Raw genomic sequence first — 16,565 nt, forward strand, 5'->3', positions numbered from 1 at the left:
GGGGCGGTCCGCAGGACCGAACCCGGAATCTCGAGATTCCGGGTTCGATGCTTCGCATCGCCCCGGAATGACGAAGTTGGTCATCAAGCCGCCGCCTGCTCGCGCGGCTGGTAGATCGCTGTGTGCAGGCAGTGCGCGAGCGGCGTCGTGCCGTTGGCGACGACCAGTGCGTCGAGCTCGACGAAGCGGTGACCTTTCTTCTCGTAGTTCGCGATCACTTTCGCCCGCGCGGTGATCTCGTCGCCGGCGCGTGCGGCGGACAAGAGCTGCATGCGGCTGCCGACGTGGATCCACGGACCCAGGATGGTGTTATCGGTCAGCGCGCGGTTCATCATGCGCTGAATCAAGCCGGGATGGCCAACCCCCTCGCGCGCGAAGATCGGATCGGTCTCCCTGACATCGGCGAGATAGTCGGTCGCATCCTGCCCGGCCCAGCGGCGCGGCGCCGTTCCGAGCCACTTGCCGGTCTCGAAGGTAGCGGGGCTGACCGGCTTGCGCTCGGCGATCGCGGGGACTTCGACATAGTCACTCAGCGATATCGCTGGCAGGGCTGCCGGCAGCGACGCAGTCCCGGTGGCACAGAGCGTGGTGCGGCTGAACACCTCGATCGTCAGCAGGCCATTGTGCTCGGTGGCGTCGACATCGGCAGCCTCGCCGTCATAGACCGGCTTGATGAAGCGCGCCTCGACCAGCCCACGGCTTAGGAAGTCGCGTCCCCAGCGCGCCACCGGAACGTGCATCATATAGGCGAAGACATCGACACCCGGGACCAGCCCGCCCTCGAAGCCGAAGCGGCGGGCCACCGTGTCGTCGTGCATCTTGTTTTCGGACTGTTTTGCGGTGTTGTGGGCCTCGACACGGTAGGTTTCGAGCCGGTTCGGCATGGCTGGCCTTCCCCAAATTTCTTGTTGTTTCGGACCCGATCGTAGGGTCAGGGGAACAGCGGTCAATCCCCTCGCCTTTGCGGCCCGAATGGGGTACCACGCGGCGGAATGACTGACGCCCCCACCCGCATCTATGTCGACGCCGACGCCTGTCCGGTGAAGGACGAAATCTACCGCGTCGCGCTCCGGCACGGCGTGTCCGTGAGCGTGGTCGCCGGCAATTTCATCCGCGTGCCGCAGGACCCGCTGATCGAGCGCATCGCGGCCGGCGCCGGCATGGACGCGGCCGACGACTGGATCGCCGAGCGGGCCAAGCCCGGCGACGTCGTCGTGACATCGGACATTCCGCTGGCGAGCCGCTGCGTGAAGCGTGGGGCCGACGTAATCGCCCCGAACGGCAAGCCGTTCACCGAGGAGTCGATCGGGATGACGCTGGCGGTGCGCAACCTGATGACGGATCTGCGCTCCGCGGGCGAAGTCACCGGCGGCCCGCGATCGTTCGCGCCGCGCGACCGTTCCGCCTTCCTCTCGGCGCTCGACCAGACGCTGCGCCGGATCCAGCGCCGCCGCACTGACGCGGCCGCAACGAGCCAGAATTTGAGCCAAGGCTGATCATGGCGCCGCCGCTGATCCAACTGAAAGACATCAGGCTGACCTTTGGCGGCACGCCGCTGCTGTCGGGCGTCGAGCTCAATGTCGCACCAGGCGAGCGCGTCTGCCTGATCGGCCGCAACGGCTCGGGCAAGTCGACGCTGCTCAGAATCGCCGCGGGCCTCGTCGAGCCCGACGCTGGCACGCGCTTCGTGCAGCCCGGCGCGACCGTCCGCTATCTGCCGCAGGAGCCGGACTTCGGCGACCACAAGACCACGCTGGCCTATGTCGAGTCAGGGCTCGCGCCGGGCGACGATCATCATCAGGCGCGCTACCTCCTCGAGCAGCTCGGCCTCACTGGCGAGGAGAACCCGCACAATCTCTCCGGTGGCGAGGCCCGTCGCGCCGCGCTCGCCTGCGTGCTGGCGCCCTCGCCCGACATATTGCTGCTGGACGAGCCCACCAACCATCTCGACCTCTCCACCATCGAGTGGCTGGAGCAGGAGCTCGACAGCCGACGCAGCGCGCTGGTGCTGATCAGCCACGACCGCCGCTTCCTCACCAATCTCTCGCGCGCGACGGCCTGGCTCGACCGCGGAAGGATCAAGCAGATCGACCGCGGCTTTGCCTCGTTCGAGACCTGGCGCGACGAGGTGCTCGCGGAAGAAGAGCGCGACCAGCACAAGCTCGACCGCAAGATCGTCGACGAGGAGCACTGGCTGCGCCACGGCGTCTCGGGCCGGCGCAAGCGCAACGTCAAGCGGCTCGCCAATCTTCACGAGCTACGCGCCCAGCGCCGCAACTATCGTGGCACCGCCGGCACCGCCAGTCTCGCGGCGGCGGAAGCCGAGCAATCCGGCAAGCTGGTGATCGAGGCCAAGGGCATCACCAAGGCCTATGGCGAGCGGAAAATCGTCGAGAACTTTTCGACCCGCATCCAGCGCGGCGACCGGCTCGGCATCATCGGCCCGAACGGCGCCGGCAAGACCACGCTGGTCAATCTGCTCACCGGCGGCGCGCAGCCGGATTCCGGCGTCGTGCGGTTAGGGGCCAATCTGGAGACGGCCACGCTCGACCAGCATCGCGAAAGCCTCGATCCCAAGTCGACGCTGGCCGAGGCCCTGACCGGTGGCCGTGGCGATCAGATCATGGTCGGCGGCAGGCCGAAGCATGTCGTCGGCTACATGAAGGACTTCCTGTTCGCGCAGGAGCAACGCGGCACGCCGGTGGAGGTGCTCTCCGGCGGCGAGCGTGGCCGCCTGATGCTGGCACGCGCGCTGGCAAAGCCCTCGAACCTGCTGGTGCTGGACGAGCCGACCAACGATCTCGATCTCGAAACGCTCGACGTGCTCGAGGAGATGCTTGGCGACTACGACGGCACGGTCATCCTGATCAGCCACGACCGCGACTTCCTCGACCGCGTCGTCACCTCCGTGATTGCGCCTGAAGGCAACGGCAAATGGATCGAATATGCCGGCGGTTACAGCGACATGCTGGCGCAACGTGGCGCCGACCTCAAGCGCGAGACAGCGAAGGCGCAACCGGTTGCGGAGAAGAAAGAGGAGCGCTCGCCTGCTCCGTCGTCGGCGCCGAAACGGAAGCTGAGCTTCAACGAGAAGCACGCGCTGGAAACCTTGCCGAAGAAGATGGAAACGCTTCACGCCGATATTGCAAAATTGCAGCGCGTGCTCGACGATCCCAACCTCTACGCCAAGGATCGCAAGAAATTCGACGACACCTCGGCTGCGATTGCCAAGGCGCATGATGAACTGTCTGCCGCCGAAGAGCGCTGGCTCGAACTCGAAATGCTTAGAGAAGAGATAGAGCAAGCTTAGCTTGTAGGATGGGTAGAGCGCAGCGAAACCCATCGCACAACGGAAATTGGTTCTGATGGGTTTCGCTTCGCTCTACCCATCCTACGGGTCCGGAAATAGAGAGATCATATGACCACTCCCCTTGCCGCCAAGATTGCCCGTGAATACGGCACGCCCTGCGCCGTCATCGACATGGACAGGGTCGAGCGCAACATCGCGCGCATCCAGCAAGCCTGCGACGACGCCGGCATCGCCAACCGTCCGCACATCAAGACGCACAAGAACCCGACCATCGCCAAGATGCAGGTCGCGGCGGGCGCCAAGGGCATCACCTGCCAGAAGATCGGCGAGGCCGAGATCATGGCCAATGCCGGTATCGACGACATCCTGATCAGCTACAACCTGCTGGGCGAGGAGAAGATGGCGCGTCTCGGCGCGCTGAATGCCAAGACCAACATGACGGTCGCGGCCGACAATTCGACTGTCGTTGCCGGTCTGCCGAGGGCCGCCGCGGCCTCGGGCCGTCCGCTCTCGGTCGTCGTCGAATGCGACACGGGGCGCAAGCGCGCCGGCGTCGAGACGCCGGCCGAGGCGATTGCGCTGGCGCGCGAGATCGCCGCGTCCAAGGGATTGGAGTTTGCGGGCTTCATGCTCTACCCGACCGAGACCGGCTGGGCCGACGCGCAAAAGTTCTACGACGAGGCGCTGGCCGGCGTGCGCGCGCACGGGCTCGATGCAAAAATCGTCTCGACCGGCGGCACGCCGAATCTCGTCAACATTGGCAAGCTCAAGGGCGGCACCGAGCATCGCTTCGGCACCTACATCTATAACGACCGCATGCAGGTCGCGGCCGGATCGGCCACCTGGGACGACTGCGCGCTGCACATCTATTCGACCGTGGTCAGCCGCGCCGCGCCCGAGCGCGGCATTCTCGATGCCGGCTCGAAGACGCTGACGACCGACACCGGCGGCCTCGACGGCCACGGCCTGATCCTGGAACACCCCGAGGCCAGAATCGCAAAATTCGCCGAGGAGCACGGCTTCCTCGACCTCTCCCGCAGCAATACCCGGCCGAATGTCGGCGATGTCGTCCGCATCGTGCCGAACCACGTCTGCGTCGTCGTCAATATGATGGACGAGGTGGTGATGGTGCGCGGCGAGGAGATCATCGGCACGCTGCCGGTGGCGGCACGGGGGAAGTTGCGCTAGGTGCCGGAGCGCCCGCGCATCCTTCGAGCGGCAAACTGCCGTAGAGTGGGCAAAGCGAAGCGTGCCCACGACTTCTCTTCGTAACTGCGAAAGATGGTGGGCACGGCGCTTCGCGCCTTTGCCCACCCTACGATTTCTAAGATAGGCGCGCATCTCTCCCAGCCGTCATTGCGGGGAGCTCTTGCGACGATGCAATCCAGACTACCTCCGCGGAAAGATTCTGGATTGCTTCGCTGCGCTCGCAATGACGGCGGTTAGCAGTTGAGCCAACGCAACACACCCCCACCCGCCGCCACACCCGTCGCAAACGACGCCTGGAGCAGATAGCCCCCGGTCGGGGCTTCCCAATCCAGCATCTCGCCGGCAGCGAACACGCCGGGCAGTTTGTGCAGCATGAAGCCGTCGTCGAGTTCATCAAAGCTGATCCCGCCCGCCGTCGAGATCGCACGCTCGATCGGCGCGACACCGGTGAGCTGAACCGGAATGGCGTTGATCAGTTCCGCAAGCTCGGCCGGCGAGAACGCGGCCAGCGGACGGCCGGAGGCGATGGCGGTTTCCTGCATCAAGCCGATGCCGACCGGCGACAATTGCGCGGCCTTCCGCAGGAAGTTTGCCAGCGATTGCTTGCCGCGCGTGCCTGACAGCCGCGAGGTCAGAGCGGCGGCATCGAGGTCGGGCCGCAACGCGATTCCCAGCCGCGCCTGCCCGAGATTCAGCACCGCCTCGCGCAGCTCGGCCGACAGTGCATAGATCGCGCCGCCTTCGATGCCGCTCCGCGTGATCATCGCTTCGCCGCGCACCGTGTGCGTGCCGATCGTCAGCGCCACGCCCTTGAGCGGCTGGCCCTCGAAGCGGTCGCGGAACACATCGGACCAGGCGACCGTGAAGCCCGAATTGGCCGGCCGCAGCTTCGAGACGGCAATGCCCTTTGCCGCGAGGATGTCGACCCAGCTGCCGTCCGAGCCCAGGCGCGGCCAGCTCGCGCCGCCGAGCGCGAGCACGGTGGCGCGAGCGGCGACGGCCGACGTGCCATCTGGTGTTCGAAACAGCAGCCGCCCTTCGCCGTCCCAGCAGGTCCAGCGGTGGCGAAAGGCGAACCGGACGCCGGCGGCATCGAGCCGCCGCAGCCAGGCGCGCAGCAGCGGAGACGCCTTGAATGCTTTCGGAAACACCCGCCCGCTGGTGCCGACAAAGGTCGGCTCGCCCAAGGCCTCGCTCCAGGCTCGCAACGCGTCGGGAGAAAATGCCTCGATTGCCGCTTGCAACCTCGGCATCGCCTCGCGATAGCGCGCCATGAACTGCGGCAGCGGCTCGCTGTGGGTGAGGTTGAGTCCGCCCCGGCCCGCCATCAGGAGTTTGCGGCCCGCGGACGGCATGGCGTCGTAGACGGTGACACGGGCGCCGCCTGACGCGAGCACCTCCGCCGCCATCAGCCCGGCGGGACCGGCACCGATGACGGCGACGTCGGTCAGAGCTTGATCCCCGCCCGCGCCGCGGCCTGCGCCACGTACTTCTGCGTCTGCTCGAACGCGCCCTGCAGCGCCCTGGCCTTCGACATGTCGCTGATCTCGGCGAAATGCGCGGCGATCGCGTCCGGCGTCCACTCGGACTCCGGCAGGTTGATGCCTTCACTCTCCACGATCTTGATCACCGCGAAGGAGCCGGCACCGGCGCCCATGATGGTGCGGGTCGGCGCGTCCTCGCTCAGCATGTACTCGACCGCGGGCGTGATCGCGTTCGGCTTCATCAGCTGCAGCGCCTGCGGCGGCAGCAGCTCTTCGGTCATGCGGGTGGCCGCCGTCGGCGAGATGATGTTGACGCGGATGTCTGTCTTGCGGCCTTCCTCGGCCAGCACGTTCATCAGGCCGACCATGCCGGATTTCGCCGCGCCGTAATTGGCCTGGCCGAAATTGCCGTAGAGGCCTGAGGACGAGGTCGTCAGCACGATGCGACCGTAATTGCGGTCGCGCATGCCGGCCCAGGCGGCCTTGCAGCAATAGAAGGTGCCGACGAGATGCACGTCCAGCACCTTCTGGAAATCGGCGGCCTCCATCTTGCCGAACGACTTGTCGCGGAGGATGCCTGCATTGGCGCACAAGAGGTCGACGCTGCCCCATTCCTTGGTGGCGCGCTCGACCATGGCGGTGACCTGCTCGAAATTCGACACGTCGGCGCCGTCGGCCATCGCGGTGCCGCCGGCTTTGCGGATTTCCTCGACCACGGCCTCCGCCGGCGACAGCGAGCCGCCGGTGCCGTCGCGCGCGCCGCCGAAATCGTTGACCACGACCTTGGCGCCGCGGCTGGCGAGCCCCAGCGCATGCGCGCGTCCGAGACCATTGCCTGCGCCGGTGACGATGGCGACGCGTCCGTCGAACCTGATTGCCATGGGTAAGAATCTCTATTCTTCCCTTCTCCCCTTGTGGGAGAAGGTGGCGCGAAGCGCCGGATGAGGGGTCTCTCTCGGCAGGTGCGCTCGCGGAGAGAGACCCCTCACCCGCCTCGCGTTCCGCGAGGCACCCTCTCCCACAAGGGGAGAGGGTAAGACCCCGCTCGTGTCGCTTTTTGAGCAGCGATGGGTTGCCGGGTCAAGCCCGGCAACGACGCCTCAGGTCAGGCGAAATAGATCAGGCCAAGCCAGTCGGCGACCAGCGCCGGCTTGTCCTCGCCTTCGATCTCGACCGTCACGTTGGTACGGGACTGTAGCTCATTGGGCTTGCGGAGCTTCGCTTCCGCCAGCACAAAGCGGCCGCGGACGCGCTTGCCCGAGCGCACCGGCGAGATGAAGCGCAGCTTGTCGAAGCCGTAATTCACCCCCATCGTGGTGCCCGCGATCACGGGCATCACCTCGTACGACATGATCGACAGCAGCGACATCGTCAGAAAACCGTGCGCGATGGTGGTGCCGAACGCCGTCTCCTTCTTCGCGCGCTCAGGATCGACGTGGATGAACTGGTGATCCTCGATCACGTCGGCATAGGTGTCGATGCGGGGCTGGTCGATCAGGTGCCACGAGGACACGCCGATCTCCTTGCCGACCATGGCTTGATAGGCGCCCAGGGTAATCGGCGGCTTCTTCCAGACTTCGTTCACTTAGGTCTCACTCCGTGTTTTCGGCAGCTCCGGAAAATCCTCCTCACGGAATTCCCGGCCGCGCAGCGGATCGCCGCGATCATCATCGCGTTCGAGCCGTCGTAGCTGCACGCGGCGGATTTTGCCAGAGATCGTCTTCGGCAGTTCGGTGACGATTTCGAGGCGGCGAATGCGCTTGAACGGCGCCAGGCGCGTGTGCAGGTGCTGGAAGATCGACAGCGCGGTCTCCGGCGAGCGTTCCGCGCCCGAGGTCAGCAGCACGAACGCCTTGGGGATCGCGAGCCGGATCGGATCGGGGCTCGGCACCACCGCGGCTTCCGCGACCAGCTCATGCTCCAGCAGCACGCTCTCCAGTTCGAACGGGCTGATGCGATAGTCCGAGGATTTGAACACGTCGTCGGAACGGCCGACGAAGGTGAGATAGCCGTCGGCGTCTTCGAACACGACGTCGCCGCTGCGATAGAGCGCGCCTTCGGCACCGGACAATTTGCCGTCGTCGCCCTGATAGCCCTGCATCAGTCCGGCGGGACGGTCATCGCCCAGCACCAGCGTCACCTCGCCCTCCCTCGCGGGGTTGCCGTCGGCATCGCTGATCTGCACACGATAGCCCGGCAGCGGCCGCCCCATCGAGCCGATCTTGATCTTTTGCCCGGGCGAGTTGCCGGCGAGCGCGGTGGTCTCGGTCTGGCCGTAGCCGTCGCGGATGGTGAGACCCCAGGCGGCCTGCACCTGGTCGATCACCTCAGGATTGAGCGGCTCGCCGGCGCCGCAGACCTCGCGCAAGGCCACCTTGAACGACGCGAGGTTCTCCTGGATGAACAGCCGCCACACCGTCGGCGGTGCGCACAGCGTGGTGACGCCGCAGCGGCCGATGGTGGCGAGCAGCGCCTTGGCGTCGAAGCGCGGCTGGTTGACCACGAACACGGTCGCGCCGGCATTCCACGGCGCGAAGAAACAGCTCCAGGCATGCTTGGCCCAGCCGGGCGAAGAGATGTTGAGATGGACGTCGCCGGGCTTCAGGCCGATCCAGTACATCGTCGAGAGATGGCCGACGGGGTAGCTGCGCTGGCTGTGCCGGACGAGCTTTGGTTTTGCTGTCGTGCCCGAGGTGAAATAGAGCAGCATCGGATCGTCGGCATGGGTCGGACCGTCGGGCGTGAAGCTTTCGGAAGCCTTTTCCGCTTCGTCATAGGCGAGCCAGCCATCCGAACCCGCGCCAACCACAATACGCACGACATTCTCGGCACCAAGGCTTGCGAATTTGGCGACCTGATCCTGTGCTGCGACGACCGCCTTCGCCTTGCCGCGATCGAGCCGGTCACGCAGTTCGTCGGCGGTGAGCAGCGTGGTTGCGGGAATCACGACGACGCCGAGCTTCATCGCGGCGAGCATCGTCTCCCACAGCGGAACCACATTGCCGAGCAGCAGCAGAAGATGATCGCCGCGCCTCAAGCCCTGCGCGCGGAGGAAGTTTGCGATCTGGTTGGATCGGCGCGATAGCGCCGCAAAGGACAGTTTTGTCTGTTTGTCCTGCGCAGCATCGACGATCCAGAGCGCGGGACGGTCCTTTGCTTCGGCATCTTTCGCGAGCTCATCGAACCAGTCCAGCGCCCAGTTGAAGGGAGCCGGATCGGGCCAGCGGAAGCCTTTCACCGCTGTCTCGTAGTCCGTGCGGTGAGCCAGAAGAAACGCGCGTGCTTCCAAGAATGTCGTCATGATCAGAGCCCGTCGAATTGATCTTCGAGCGTAGCTCGGATGGAGCGAAGCGCAATCCGGGGCCGGCCAGGGCTCCGGACGGAATTATCCCGGATTTCGCTTCGCTCCATCCGGGCTACGAAGCCCCGCTATTTTCCAGCGAGGCTGCGAACGTGCTTGATAATTCCGGAAAAATCCACCCCGCCCTGCCCGGCTGCGTCGAAAGACTGATAGATCTCCTGCGCATGCTTGCCGAGCGGCGTGGCCGCGCCCGCGGCCTTGGCGGCGTCCTGTGCCAGGGTCAGGTCCTTCACCATCAGCGCGGAGGCAAAGCCTGGCTTGTAGTCGTTATTGGCCGGCGAGGTCGGCACTGGACCTGGAACCGGGCAATAGGTCGTGAGCGACCAGCACTGGCCCGAGGAAGTCGAGGCGACGTCGAACAGCGCCTGATGCGAGAGCCCGAGCTTCTCAGCCAACGCGAAGGCTTCGCTGACCGCGATCATGGAAATGCCGAGGATCATGTTGTTGCAGATCTTGGCCGCCTGCCCTGCGCCGGCGCCGCCGCAATGCACGATCTTCTTGCCCATCTTCTCCAGCACGGGCTTTGCCGCCGCAAATGCCTTGTCGTCACCGCCGCACATGAAGGTGAGCGTCGCGCCCTTGGCGCCGCCGGTACCGCCGGAGACCGGCGCATCGACCGAAAGCACGCCACTCTTGGCGGCAAGCGCGTGCGCCTGGCGCGCGCTCTCGACGTCGATGGTGGAGCTGTCGATGATCAGCGCGCCTTTGGCCATGGCGGGCACGACCTCGTTCCAGACGCCGAGCACGTGCTTGCCTGCGGGGAGCATCGTGACGACAACATCGGCACCCTTCACCGCGCCCGCCGCGCTGTCGGCGATGCCGGCGCCGTCGGCCTTGGCCTGGTTGCGGGAGGCCTCGACGAGATCGAACGCCACCACCTTGTGGCCGGCCTTGACCAGATTGGCCGCCATCGGGCCGCCCATGTTGCCGAGACCGATGAATGCGATCGTGGCCATTGTCGTTTCCTCCGCTGTCGCGTTGTTAGTTGAACTTCAGTTCGTCGGCGCCGATCTCGGCGAGATACGGCGCAAGCATGTCCGGCGTCACATCTTCGATCCGCGGCGGCGACCAGGTCGGGCTGCGGTCCTTGTCGATCACGGCGGCGCGCACACCCTCGCGGAAATCGTCGCTGCGGAAGACTTCCAGCGCGGCGCGATATTCGCGCACCAGGCATTCTTCCAGGCTCGACGCGGTGCGCGCCAGCCTTAGCAGCTTCAGCGTCACCACCATGCCGCGCGGCGATTTTTCGTTGAGCGTCTTCAGCGTGGCCTGCGCGAAGTCGGAACCGTCACGCTTCAGCGCCGCGACGATATCCTCCATGCGGTCGAAGCCGAACAGCGCGTCGATCGCCGGCTCCTTCGCCGCGACCGGCCCTGCCGTCTCGCCGGTTGCAAAGCCCTGGATGAGCTTGCCGACCTCGGCGGCGGTCGCACCGGAACGGACCCTCGTCAGTGCCGCGCGCAGCTCGGGCAGCCTCAAGGCGGGCACCACCCAATCGGCAAACTTCGCGTGGATCGCATCCGGCCCGTTCATGATCTGGCCGGTGAGGCCAAAATAGGTACCGATCTCGCCCGGCGAGTGCGACAACAAATAGGTGCCGCCGACATCGGGGAAAAAGCCGAGCCCAACCTCGGGCATCGCGAGTTTCGTGCGATCCGTGACGACGCGATGGCTGGCATGCGCGGACAAGCCGACGCCGCCACCCATCACGATGCCGTCCATGAAGGCGACATAGGGTTTTGGGAATTTCTTGATCCGGGCATTGAGGATGTATTCCTCGCGCCACAGGATCTTGCCGAGATCGCCATTGACCTTCGAGCTCTCCCAGAGCGTGCGGATGTCGCCGCCGGCACAGAGGCCGCGCTCGCCGGCGCCTTCCAGCACGATCACACTGACGGCCGGATCGACCTCGAAGCGGTCGAGCGCTTTCTCGATGTCGCGAAACATCTCCAGCGTGACGGCGTTGATCGCCTTGGGACGGTTCAGCCGGATGATGCCCGCCGCGCCCTCGACGCGGGCGACCAGATCGCCCTCTTCCGCTCCGCTCATCGCGCGCCCTCGATCAGTTTGCGCGCCACGATGAGCCGCATGATTTCATTGGTGCCTTCGAGGATCTGGTGCACGCGCAGATCGCGCACGATCTTCTCGATGCCGTATTCGCTGAGGTAACCGTAACCGCCGTGAAGCTGAAGGGCGTGATTGGCGACCTCGAAGCCGACATCGGTGCCGAACCGCTTGGCCATCGCGCACAACATGGTGGCGTCGGGGTCCTTGCGATCCAGTGCGGCAGCAGCGCGCCAGAGGAATGTGCGCGCGGCCTCCAGCTCGATCGCCATGTCGGCAAGACGGAATTGCAGGGCCTGGAATTCGTCGAGCCGCTTTCCAAACGCCTTGCGCTCCTTCATGTAGGCGCGCGCCTTGTCGAGCGCCGTTTGGGCACCACCAAGAGAACACGCCGTGATGTTGAGGCGGCCGCCGTCGAGGCCGGCCATCGCGATCCTGAAGCCGACGCCCTCCTCGCTCAAGCGATTGACGACGGGTACGCGGGCGTTCTCGAACATCACGGCGCGGGTCGGCTGCGCGTTCCAACCCATCTTGCGCTCGTTGGCGCCGAAGGAGACGCCCGGCGTCTTGCCGTCGATCACGAGTGTCGAAATGCCGCCGGGGCCGTCGCCGCCGGTCCGCACCATCGCCACCAAAAGATCGGTGCCGCCGGCACCCGAGATGAACTGCTTCTGGCCGTTGAGGACGTAGTGGTCGCCGTCACGCACCGCGCGGGTGCGCAGCGCAGCCGCGTCCGAGCCGGCGCCCGGCTCGGTCAGGCAGTAGCTCGCGATCAGCTCCATGGTGCAGAGCTTCGGCAGCCATTGATGGCGCTGGGTGTCGCTGCCGAAGGCATCGATCATCCAGCTCGCCATATTGTGGATGGAGATGAAGGCGGAGGTGGTCGGGCAGCCCGTCGCCAGCGCCTCGAAGATCAGCGCCGCGTCGAACCGCGACATCGCGGAGCCGCCGACGTCGTCGCGGATGTAGATGCCGCCCATGCCGAGCGCTGCCGCCTCGCGCATGACGTCGACGGGGAAATGCTTCTCCTCGTCCCAGCGCAACGCGTGCGGCGCGATCTTCTCCGCCGCAAACGCCAACGCCATGTCGCGAATCGCGACCTGATCCTCGTTCAGAGCGAATTGCATGCTGGGCGGCCTACCTTTTCACTCCATCGTCATTGCGAGCGCAGCGAAGCAATCCAGCATCCCTCCGCAGAGATAGTCTGGATTGCTTCGTCGCAAGGGCTCCTCGCAATGACGGGCTGGGCTACAGCCTTACTTCATCAGCGGGATCGAGAACTCCGCACCTTCCTTGACGCCGGACGGCCAGCGCGAGGTCACCGTCTTGGTCTTGGTGTAGAAGCGGACCGAGTCCGGGCCGTGCTGGTTGAGATCGCCGAAGCCCGACTTCTTCCAGCCGCCGAAGGTGTAATAGGCGATCGGCACCGGGATCGGCACGTTGATGCCGACCATGCCGACGTTGACCTTGGCCGCGAAGTCGCGCGCGGCGTCGCCGTCGCGGGTGAAGATGGCAACGCCGTTGCCGTAGTCGTGGTCCGACGGCAGCGCCAGCGCTTCCTTGTAATCATGCGCGCGCACGACCGAGAGCACCGGGCCAAAGATCTCTTCCTTGTAGATCCGCATGTCCTTGGTGACGTTGTCGAACAGCGAACCGCCGAGATAGAAGCCGTTCTCGTAGCCCTGCATCTTGAAGCCGCGGCCGTCGACGGCGAGCGTTGCGCCTTCCTTGATGCCGATGTCGATGTAGCCTTTGACCTTCTCGACCGCCTCACGCGTGACCAGCGGACCGTAATCGGCCGACGGATCGATCGAGGTGCCGATCTTGAGGCCCTCAACGCGCGGGATCAGCTTTTCCATGAGCCGGTCGGCGGTGGACTTGCCGACGGGGACCGCGACCGAGACGGCCATGCAGCGCTCGCCGGCCGAGCCGTAGCCGGCGCCGATCAGCGCGTCCACGGCCTGGTCCATGTCCGCATCGGGCATGATGATGGCGTGGTTCTTGGCGCCACCAAAACACTGGCAGCGCTTGCCGGTCTGGGCTGCGCGCTCGTAGATGTACTGCGCGATCGGCGTGGAGCCGACGAAGCCGACGGCCTTGATATCGGGATCGTCGAGGATGGCGTCGACGGCTTCCTTGTCGCCGTTGACGACATTGAGGATGCCGGCCGGCAGGCCCGCCTCGATCATGAGTTCGGCGAGCAGCATCGGCACGCCGGGATCGCGCTCCGACGGCTTCAGGATGAAGGCGTTGCCGCAGGCGATTGCCGGGGCAAACTTCCACATCGGGATCATCGCCGGAAAGTTGAACGGCGTGATGCCGGCAACGACGCCGAGCGCCTGGCGCATGGAATAGATGTCGATGCCGGGGCCGGCGCCTTCGGTGTACTCGCCCTTCATCAGATGCGGGATGCCGCAGGCGAATTCCGCGACCTCGAGGCCGCGCTGGATGTCGCCCTTGGCGTCCGGCACGGTCTTGCCATGCTCGCGCGCGAGCAGCTCGGCGAGCTTGTCGTAGTCGCGCTGAACCAGCTCGACGAATTTCATCATCACGCGGGCGCGGCGCTGCGGATTGGTCGCAGCCCATTCCGGCTGTGCGGCGCGGGCGTTCTCGACGGCGGCGCGGACCTCGGCCTTGGACGCCAGTGCCACCTTGGCCTGCACGTCGCCGGTCATCGGCTCGAAAACGTCGGCGGTGCGGCCAGAGGTACCTTTGACCTCCTTGCCACCGATGAAATGTCCGACTGAACGCATGGAATGATCTCCTTGAGGGCGAGCTTGAACGCTTTGACAAATCCTATTGACCTGCATTTTATAGGATTCAAGTCTGAGATAATGCACCATAGATGTGCGAAAATGCTGGATCAAGGCGCTATCGATTGGGACGACTTTCGCTTCGTGCTGGCCATCGTGCGGGGCGGCTCGGTGTCGGCTGCGGCAAAACAGCTCGGCGTCGACCATGCCACCGTGATCCGCCGCGTCGACCGGCTGGAAAAGCACCTCTCGGCCAAGCTGTTTGACCGGCGCAAAACCGGTTATCTCCTCACCGAGGCCGGCCAGCGCGTCGCCGACAGCGCCGAAGCGATGGAATCGACCATCGTCGCCAACCAGGAACAGGTCGGCGGCTCGGTGGCGCGGCTGACCGGGACGGTGCGGATCGGCGCGCCTGATGGGTTCGGCACCGCGTTCCTGGCGCCGCGGCTGACGCCCTTCGCCGACCGGTATCCCGATCTCGATCTGCAACTTGTGGCTACCGCGCGGTTGTTCAGTCTCTCCAAGCGCGAGGCCGACATCGCAATCAGCCTGACCATGCCGAAGGAAGGCCGCATCGTCGGCCGCAAGCTGCTCGACTACCGCCTCGGGCTTTACGCCGCCCCCGCCTATCTCGACCGCTTCCCGAAGATCGAGTCTCGGCAGGATTTGGTGCAGCACCGCTTCGTCGGCTACATCGAGGAGCTCTTGTTCACGCCGGAGCTCGACTATCTGCCGCAGGTGTCACCGCGCATCTCCGCGCGCTTCCGCAGCGCCAACCTGATCGCGCAGCTCAACGCCACCCTCTCCGGCTTCGGCATCGCCGTGCTGCCGCACTTCATGGCGAGCGAGTATCCGCAGCTGGTGGCCGTGCTCCCGGAGGAGATCTCGATCACGCGAACGTTCTGGATGCTGATGCACGCCGACAGCAAGGACCTCGCGCGGATCAGGGCGGTGGCGGATTACATCGGCGAGATCGTGGAGCGCGAGCGGGCGCTGTTTGCGGGGCGGTAGCGCAGGTCTCACAGGGTGGGCAAAGCGAAGCGTGCCCACCAAATCTCAGGATCATGGAAAGAACGTGGGCACGGCGCTGCCGCGCCTTTGCCCGCCCCACGGCATCTCGCCTAGTTCTGCTTCTTCCTGGCCGGTGCCACCTTCACCGGCTCCCGCTTCACGCCGCCCAGCGCGCTGTCCCGCCCCGCCTTCAGCACCTCGTCCGACAATTCGCTGGAGCCGGCGATGCGGGCCAGCAGCATGGTGCCGGCCATCGTCGCCAGCGTCGCGATCGCCTGCTTGCGCGCCGCCTTGCGCGGCTGGTTCGGGACGTAGTCGGTCATCATCTCGATCATCTCGTCGAGCTTGCCGGCAAACGCTTTGCGCGTCTTCGGGCTCTCGCGGGCGATCTCGGCGCCGAGCGAAGGGATCGAACAGCCGTGGCCGGGATTGTCGCGGTGCAGCGCCGAGAGATAGGCCTCGGCGATCAGCGCCAGCCGCTTCTCCGGCGAGGCCTCGCCGGTGATCTTGCGCCAGTGCTCCATCGAGCGGTCCATCGCATAGGCAAAGGCCTCGATCACCAGCGCCTCGCGGGAATCGAAATGCGCGTAGAAACCGCCATGGGTCAGGCCCGCCTCCTTCATGAGGTCGGCGACGCCGATACCGTGCGCGCCCTTTTCGCGCAGCCGCACCGAAGCCTTCTTCACGATGCGGTCGTGGGTTTCCTGCTTGTGTTCCCGGGAATAGCGCATGGACGTCTCATTGCATGTCGGAGATCATCTCATAACACAGGAATGGACCGGACGGTGAATTAATTCGTGTTCAGACATTGCCGATCATGGAAAAGGTTGCAGTTGCATGGACCGCCAGCGCACCCTTGCCGTCACGAACGAAACCCTCGGTGTAGCTGGTCTGGCGCCCCAGCTTGATGATTTTGCCCTCGGCCGAGATCAGCCCGGAACGTACCGACAGCGGGCGCAGGAACGTCATTTTCAGGTCGAGGGTCACGGACGACTGCCCAGCTTCCAGTCGGGTCGAGATCGCGCAGCCCATGGCGGTATCGATCAGGGCGGCGGCGGTCGCGCCGTGCAGCAGGCCGATGGTATTTTCGAGATCCTCGCGCGGCTCTAGTTCCATCACGATCCGGCCCGGCTCAACCACGGCCATGGTGAAGCCGATCAGTTTTGCGAACGGCGGTGGAGGCAGACGGCCATCGCGAATGCCGAGCATGGCGTCCATGCCTGACAGGCCCATGGCCACCTTGGCGACCGGCGCAGGCACCTGCCAGTCCACCACGCGCTCGCGCCGTTGCGCGCGCGAAAACAGGTCGAGTTGATCGTCACCGGTCATGGCAGCCTCTTTGGATGATATACATCATACTATGCTGCGGACTT

General features: G+C 65.4%; 15 protein-coding genes. 4 read left to right on the forward strand and 11 right to left on the reverse strand.

What is annotated here, in order from left to right:
* Window positions 1-83 precede the first annotated feature (83 nt).
* Window positions 84-884, reverse strand: a complete 801-nt coding sequence (locus QA649_RS27530; RefSeq protein ID WP_283019941.1) for a hypothetical protein — start codon at window positions 882-884, stop codon at window positions 84-86.
* A gap of 108 nt (window positions 885-992) precedes the next feature.
* Between QA649_RS27530 and QA649_RS27535 the strand changes: the two genes are divergently transcribed.
* The 3 genes from QA649_RS27535 (at window position 993) to QA649_RS27545 (ending at window position 4,498) form a co-directional block, all read left to right on the forward strand.
* Complete coding sequence (locus QA649_RS27535) at window positions 993-1,496, forward strand: YaiI/YqxD family protein (protein ID WP_283019942.1); 504 nt, start codon at window positions 993-995, stop codon at window positions 1,494-1,496.
* Between the two features lie 2 nt (window positions 1,497-1,498).
* Complete coding sequence (locus QA649_RS27540; RefSeq protein ID WP_283019943.1) at window positions 1,499-3,310, forward strand: ATP-binding cassette domain-containing protein; 1,812 nt, start codon at window positions 1,499-1,501, stop codon at window positions 3,308-3,310.
* A gap of 108 nt (window positions 3,311-3,418) precedes the next feature.
* A complete protein-coding gene (locus QA649_RS27545; protein ID WP_283019944.1) occupies window positions 3,419-4,498 on the forward strand; it encodes a D-TA family PLP-dependent enzyme in 1,080 nt (359 codons plus the stop codon).
* Window positions 4,499-4,752: 254 nt separating this feature from the next.
* Here the strand turns inward: QA649_RS27545 and QA649_RS27550 are convergent, their stop codons facing one another.
* The 8 genes from QA649_RS27550 to QA649_RS27585 form a co-directional block, all read right to left on the reverse strand.
* Window positions 4,753-5,928 (reverse strand): TIGR03862 family flavoprotein, encoded by a 1,176-nt coding sequence (locus tag QA649_RS27550; protein WP_283019945.1) that lies wholly within the window; start codon window positions 5,926-5,928, stop codon window positions 4,753-4,755.
* A 38-nt stretch (window positions 5,929-5,966) separates the two neighbouring features.
* Entirely contained in the window at window positions 5,967-6,884 is a 918-nt protein-coding gene (locus QA649_RS27555; protein WP_283019946.1) for an SDR family NAD(P)-dependent oxidoreductase, read from the reverse strand.
* 224 nt (window positions 6,885-7,108) lie between these two features.
* The gene (locus QA649_RS27560; RefSeq protein ID WP_283019947.1) at window positions 7,109-7,588 is read right to left on the reverse strand and encodes a MaoC family dehydratase; all 480 of its coding nucleotides are present in this window, start codon (window positions 7,586-7,588) and stop codon (window positions 7,109-7,111) included.
* Window positions 7,589-9,304: an AMP-binding protein gene (locus tag QA649_RS27565; protein WP_283019948.1), complete on the reverse strand. Its 1,716-nt coding sequence runs from the start codon at window positions 9,302-9,304 to the stop codon at window positions 7,589-7,591. It abuts the gene before it with no gap.
* 128 nt (window positions 9,305-9,432) lie between these two features.
* Window positions 9,433-10,320, reverse strand: a complete 888-nt coding sequence (gene mmsB / locus QA649_RS27570) for a 3-hydroxyisobutyrate dehydrogenase (RefSeq protein ID WP_283019949.1) — start codon at window positions 10,318-10,320, stop codon at window positions 9,433-9,435.
* 25 nt (window positions 10,321-10,345) lie between these two features.
* Window positions 10,346-11,413, reverse strand: coding sequence for an enoyl-CoA hydratase/isomerase family protein (locus tag QA649_RS27575; protein WP_283019950.1), 1,068 nt, complete (start codon window positions 11,411-11,413; stop codon window positions 10,346-10,348).
* Window positions 11,410-12,555 carry an isobutyryl-CoA dehydrogenase gene (locus QA649_RS27580; protein WP_283019951.1) on the reverse strand — a complete coding sequence of 382 codons (1,146 nt, stop codon included), beginning with the start codon at window positions 12,553-12,555 and terminating at the stop codon, window positions 11,410-11,412. Before QA649_RS27580 ends, QA649_RS27575 begins: the two co-directional genes overlap by 4 nt.
* Window positions 12,556-12,684: 129 nt before the next feature.
* Entirely contained in the window at window positions 12,685-14,181 is a 1,497-nt protein-coding gene (locus QA649_RS27585) for a CoA-acylating methylmalonate-semialdehyde dehydrogenase (RefSeq protein WP_283019952.1), read from the reverse strand.
* 102 nt (window positions 14,182-14,283) lie between these two features.
* On the opposite strand from QA649_RS27585, the gene QA649_RS27590 reads away from it, so the two are divergent.
* Window positions 14,284-15,192 (forward strand): LysR family transcriptional regulator, encoded by a 909-nt coding sequence (locus QA649_RS27590; protein ID WP_283019953.1) that lies wholly within the window; start codon window positions 14,284-14,286, stop codon window positions 15,190-15,192.
* Window positions 15,193-15,302: 110 nt separating this feature from the next.
* Here the strand turns inward: QA649_RS27590 and QA649_RS27595 are convergent, their stop codons facing one another.
* Complete coding sequence (locus QA649_RS27595) at window positions 15,303-15,923, reverse strand: TetR/AcrR family transcriptional regulator (protein ID WP_283019954.1); 621 nt, start codon at window positions 15,921-15,923, stop codon at window positions 15,303-15,305.
* A gap of 70 nt (window positions 15,924-15,993) precedes the next feature.
* Window positions 15,994-16,521: a PaaI family thioesterase gene (locus QA649_RS27600; protein ID WP_283019955.1), complete on the reverse strand. Its 528-nt coding sequence runs from the start codon at window positions 16,519-16,521 to the stop codon at window positions 15,994-15,996.
* Window positions 16,522-16,565 lie beyond the last annotated feature (44 nt).

It is taken from the genome of Bradyrhizobium sp. CB1717, assembly GCF_029714325.1.
Taxonomy (GTDB): domain Bacteria; phylum Pseudomonadota; class Alphaproteobacteria; order Rhizobiales; family Xanthobacteraceae; genus Bradyrhizobium.

What these genes read in the sequence shown, in the direction of transcription:
- QA649_RS27565 (WP_283019948.1), bottom strand. Translation starts at nt 9,304, where the DNA reads ATGACGACATTCTTGGAAGCACGCGCGTTTCTTCTGGCTCACCGCACG.
- mmsB (WP_283019949.1), bottom strand. Translation starts at nt 10,320, where the DNA reads ATGGCCACGATCGCATTCATCGGTCTCGGCAACATGGGCGGCCCGATG.
- QA649_RS27530 (WP_283019941.1), bottom strand. Translation starts at nt 884, where the DNA reads ATGCCGAACCGGCTCGAAACCTACCGTGTCGAGGCCCACAACACCGCA.
- QA649_RS27580 (WP_283019951.1), bottom strand. Translation starts at nt 12,555, where the DNA reads ATGCAATTCGCTCTGAACGAGGATCAGGTCGCGATTCGCGACATGGCG.
- QA649_RS27540 (WP_283019943.1), top strand. Translation starts at nt 1,499, where the DNA reads ATGGCGCCGCCGCTGATCCAACTGAAAGACATCAGGCTGACCTTTGGC.
- QA649_RS27590 (WP_283019953.1), top strand. Translation starts at nt 14,284, where the DNA reads ATGCTGGATCAAGGCGCTATCGATTGGGACGACTTTCGCTTCGTGCTG.
- QA649_RS27585 (WP_283019952.1), bottom strand. Translation starts at nt 14,181, where the DNA reads ATGCGTTCAGTCGGACATTTCATCGGTGGCAAGGAGGTCAAAGGTACC.
- QA649_RS27575 (WP_283019950.1), bottom strand. Translation starts at nt 11,413, where the DNA reads ATGAGCGGAGCGGAAGAGGGCGATCTGGTCGCCCGCGTCGAGGGCGCG.
- QA649_RS27535 (WP_283019942.1), top strand. Translation starts at nt 993, where the DNA reads ATGACTGACGCCCCCACCCGCATCTATGTCGACGCCGACGCCTGTCCG.
- QA649_RS27550 (WP_283019945.1), bottom strand. Translation starts at nt 5,928, where the DNA reads ATGGCGGCGGAGGTGCTCGCGTCAGGCGGCGCCCGTGTCACCGTCTAC.
- QA649_RS27595 (WP_283019954.1), bottom strand. Translation starts at nt 15,923, where the DNA reads ATGCGCTATTCCCGGGAACACAAGCAGGAAACCCACGACCGCATCGTG.
- QA649_RS27545 (WP_283019944.1), top strand. Translation starts at nt 3,419, where the DNA reads ATGACCACTCCCCTTGCCGCCAAGATTGCCCGTGAATACGGCACGCCC.
- QA649_RS27600 (WP_283019955.1), bottom strand. Translation starts at nt 16,521, where the DNA reads ATGACCGGTGACGATCAACTCGACCTGTTTTCGCGCGCGCAACGGCGC.
- QA649_RS27555 (WP_283019946.1), bottom strand. Translation starts at nt 6,884, where the DNA reads ATGGCAATCAGGTTCGACGGACGCGTCGCCATCGTCACCGGCGCAGGC.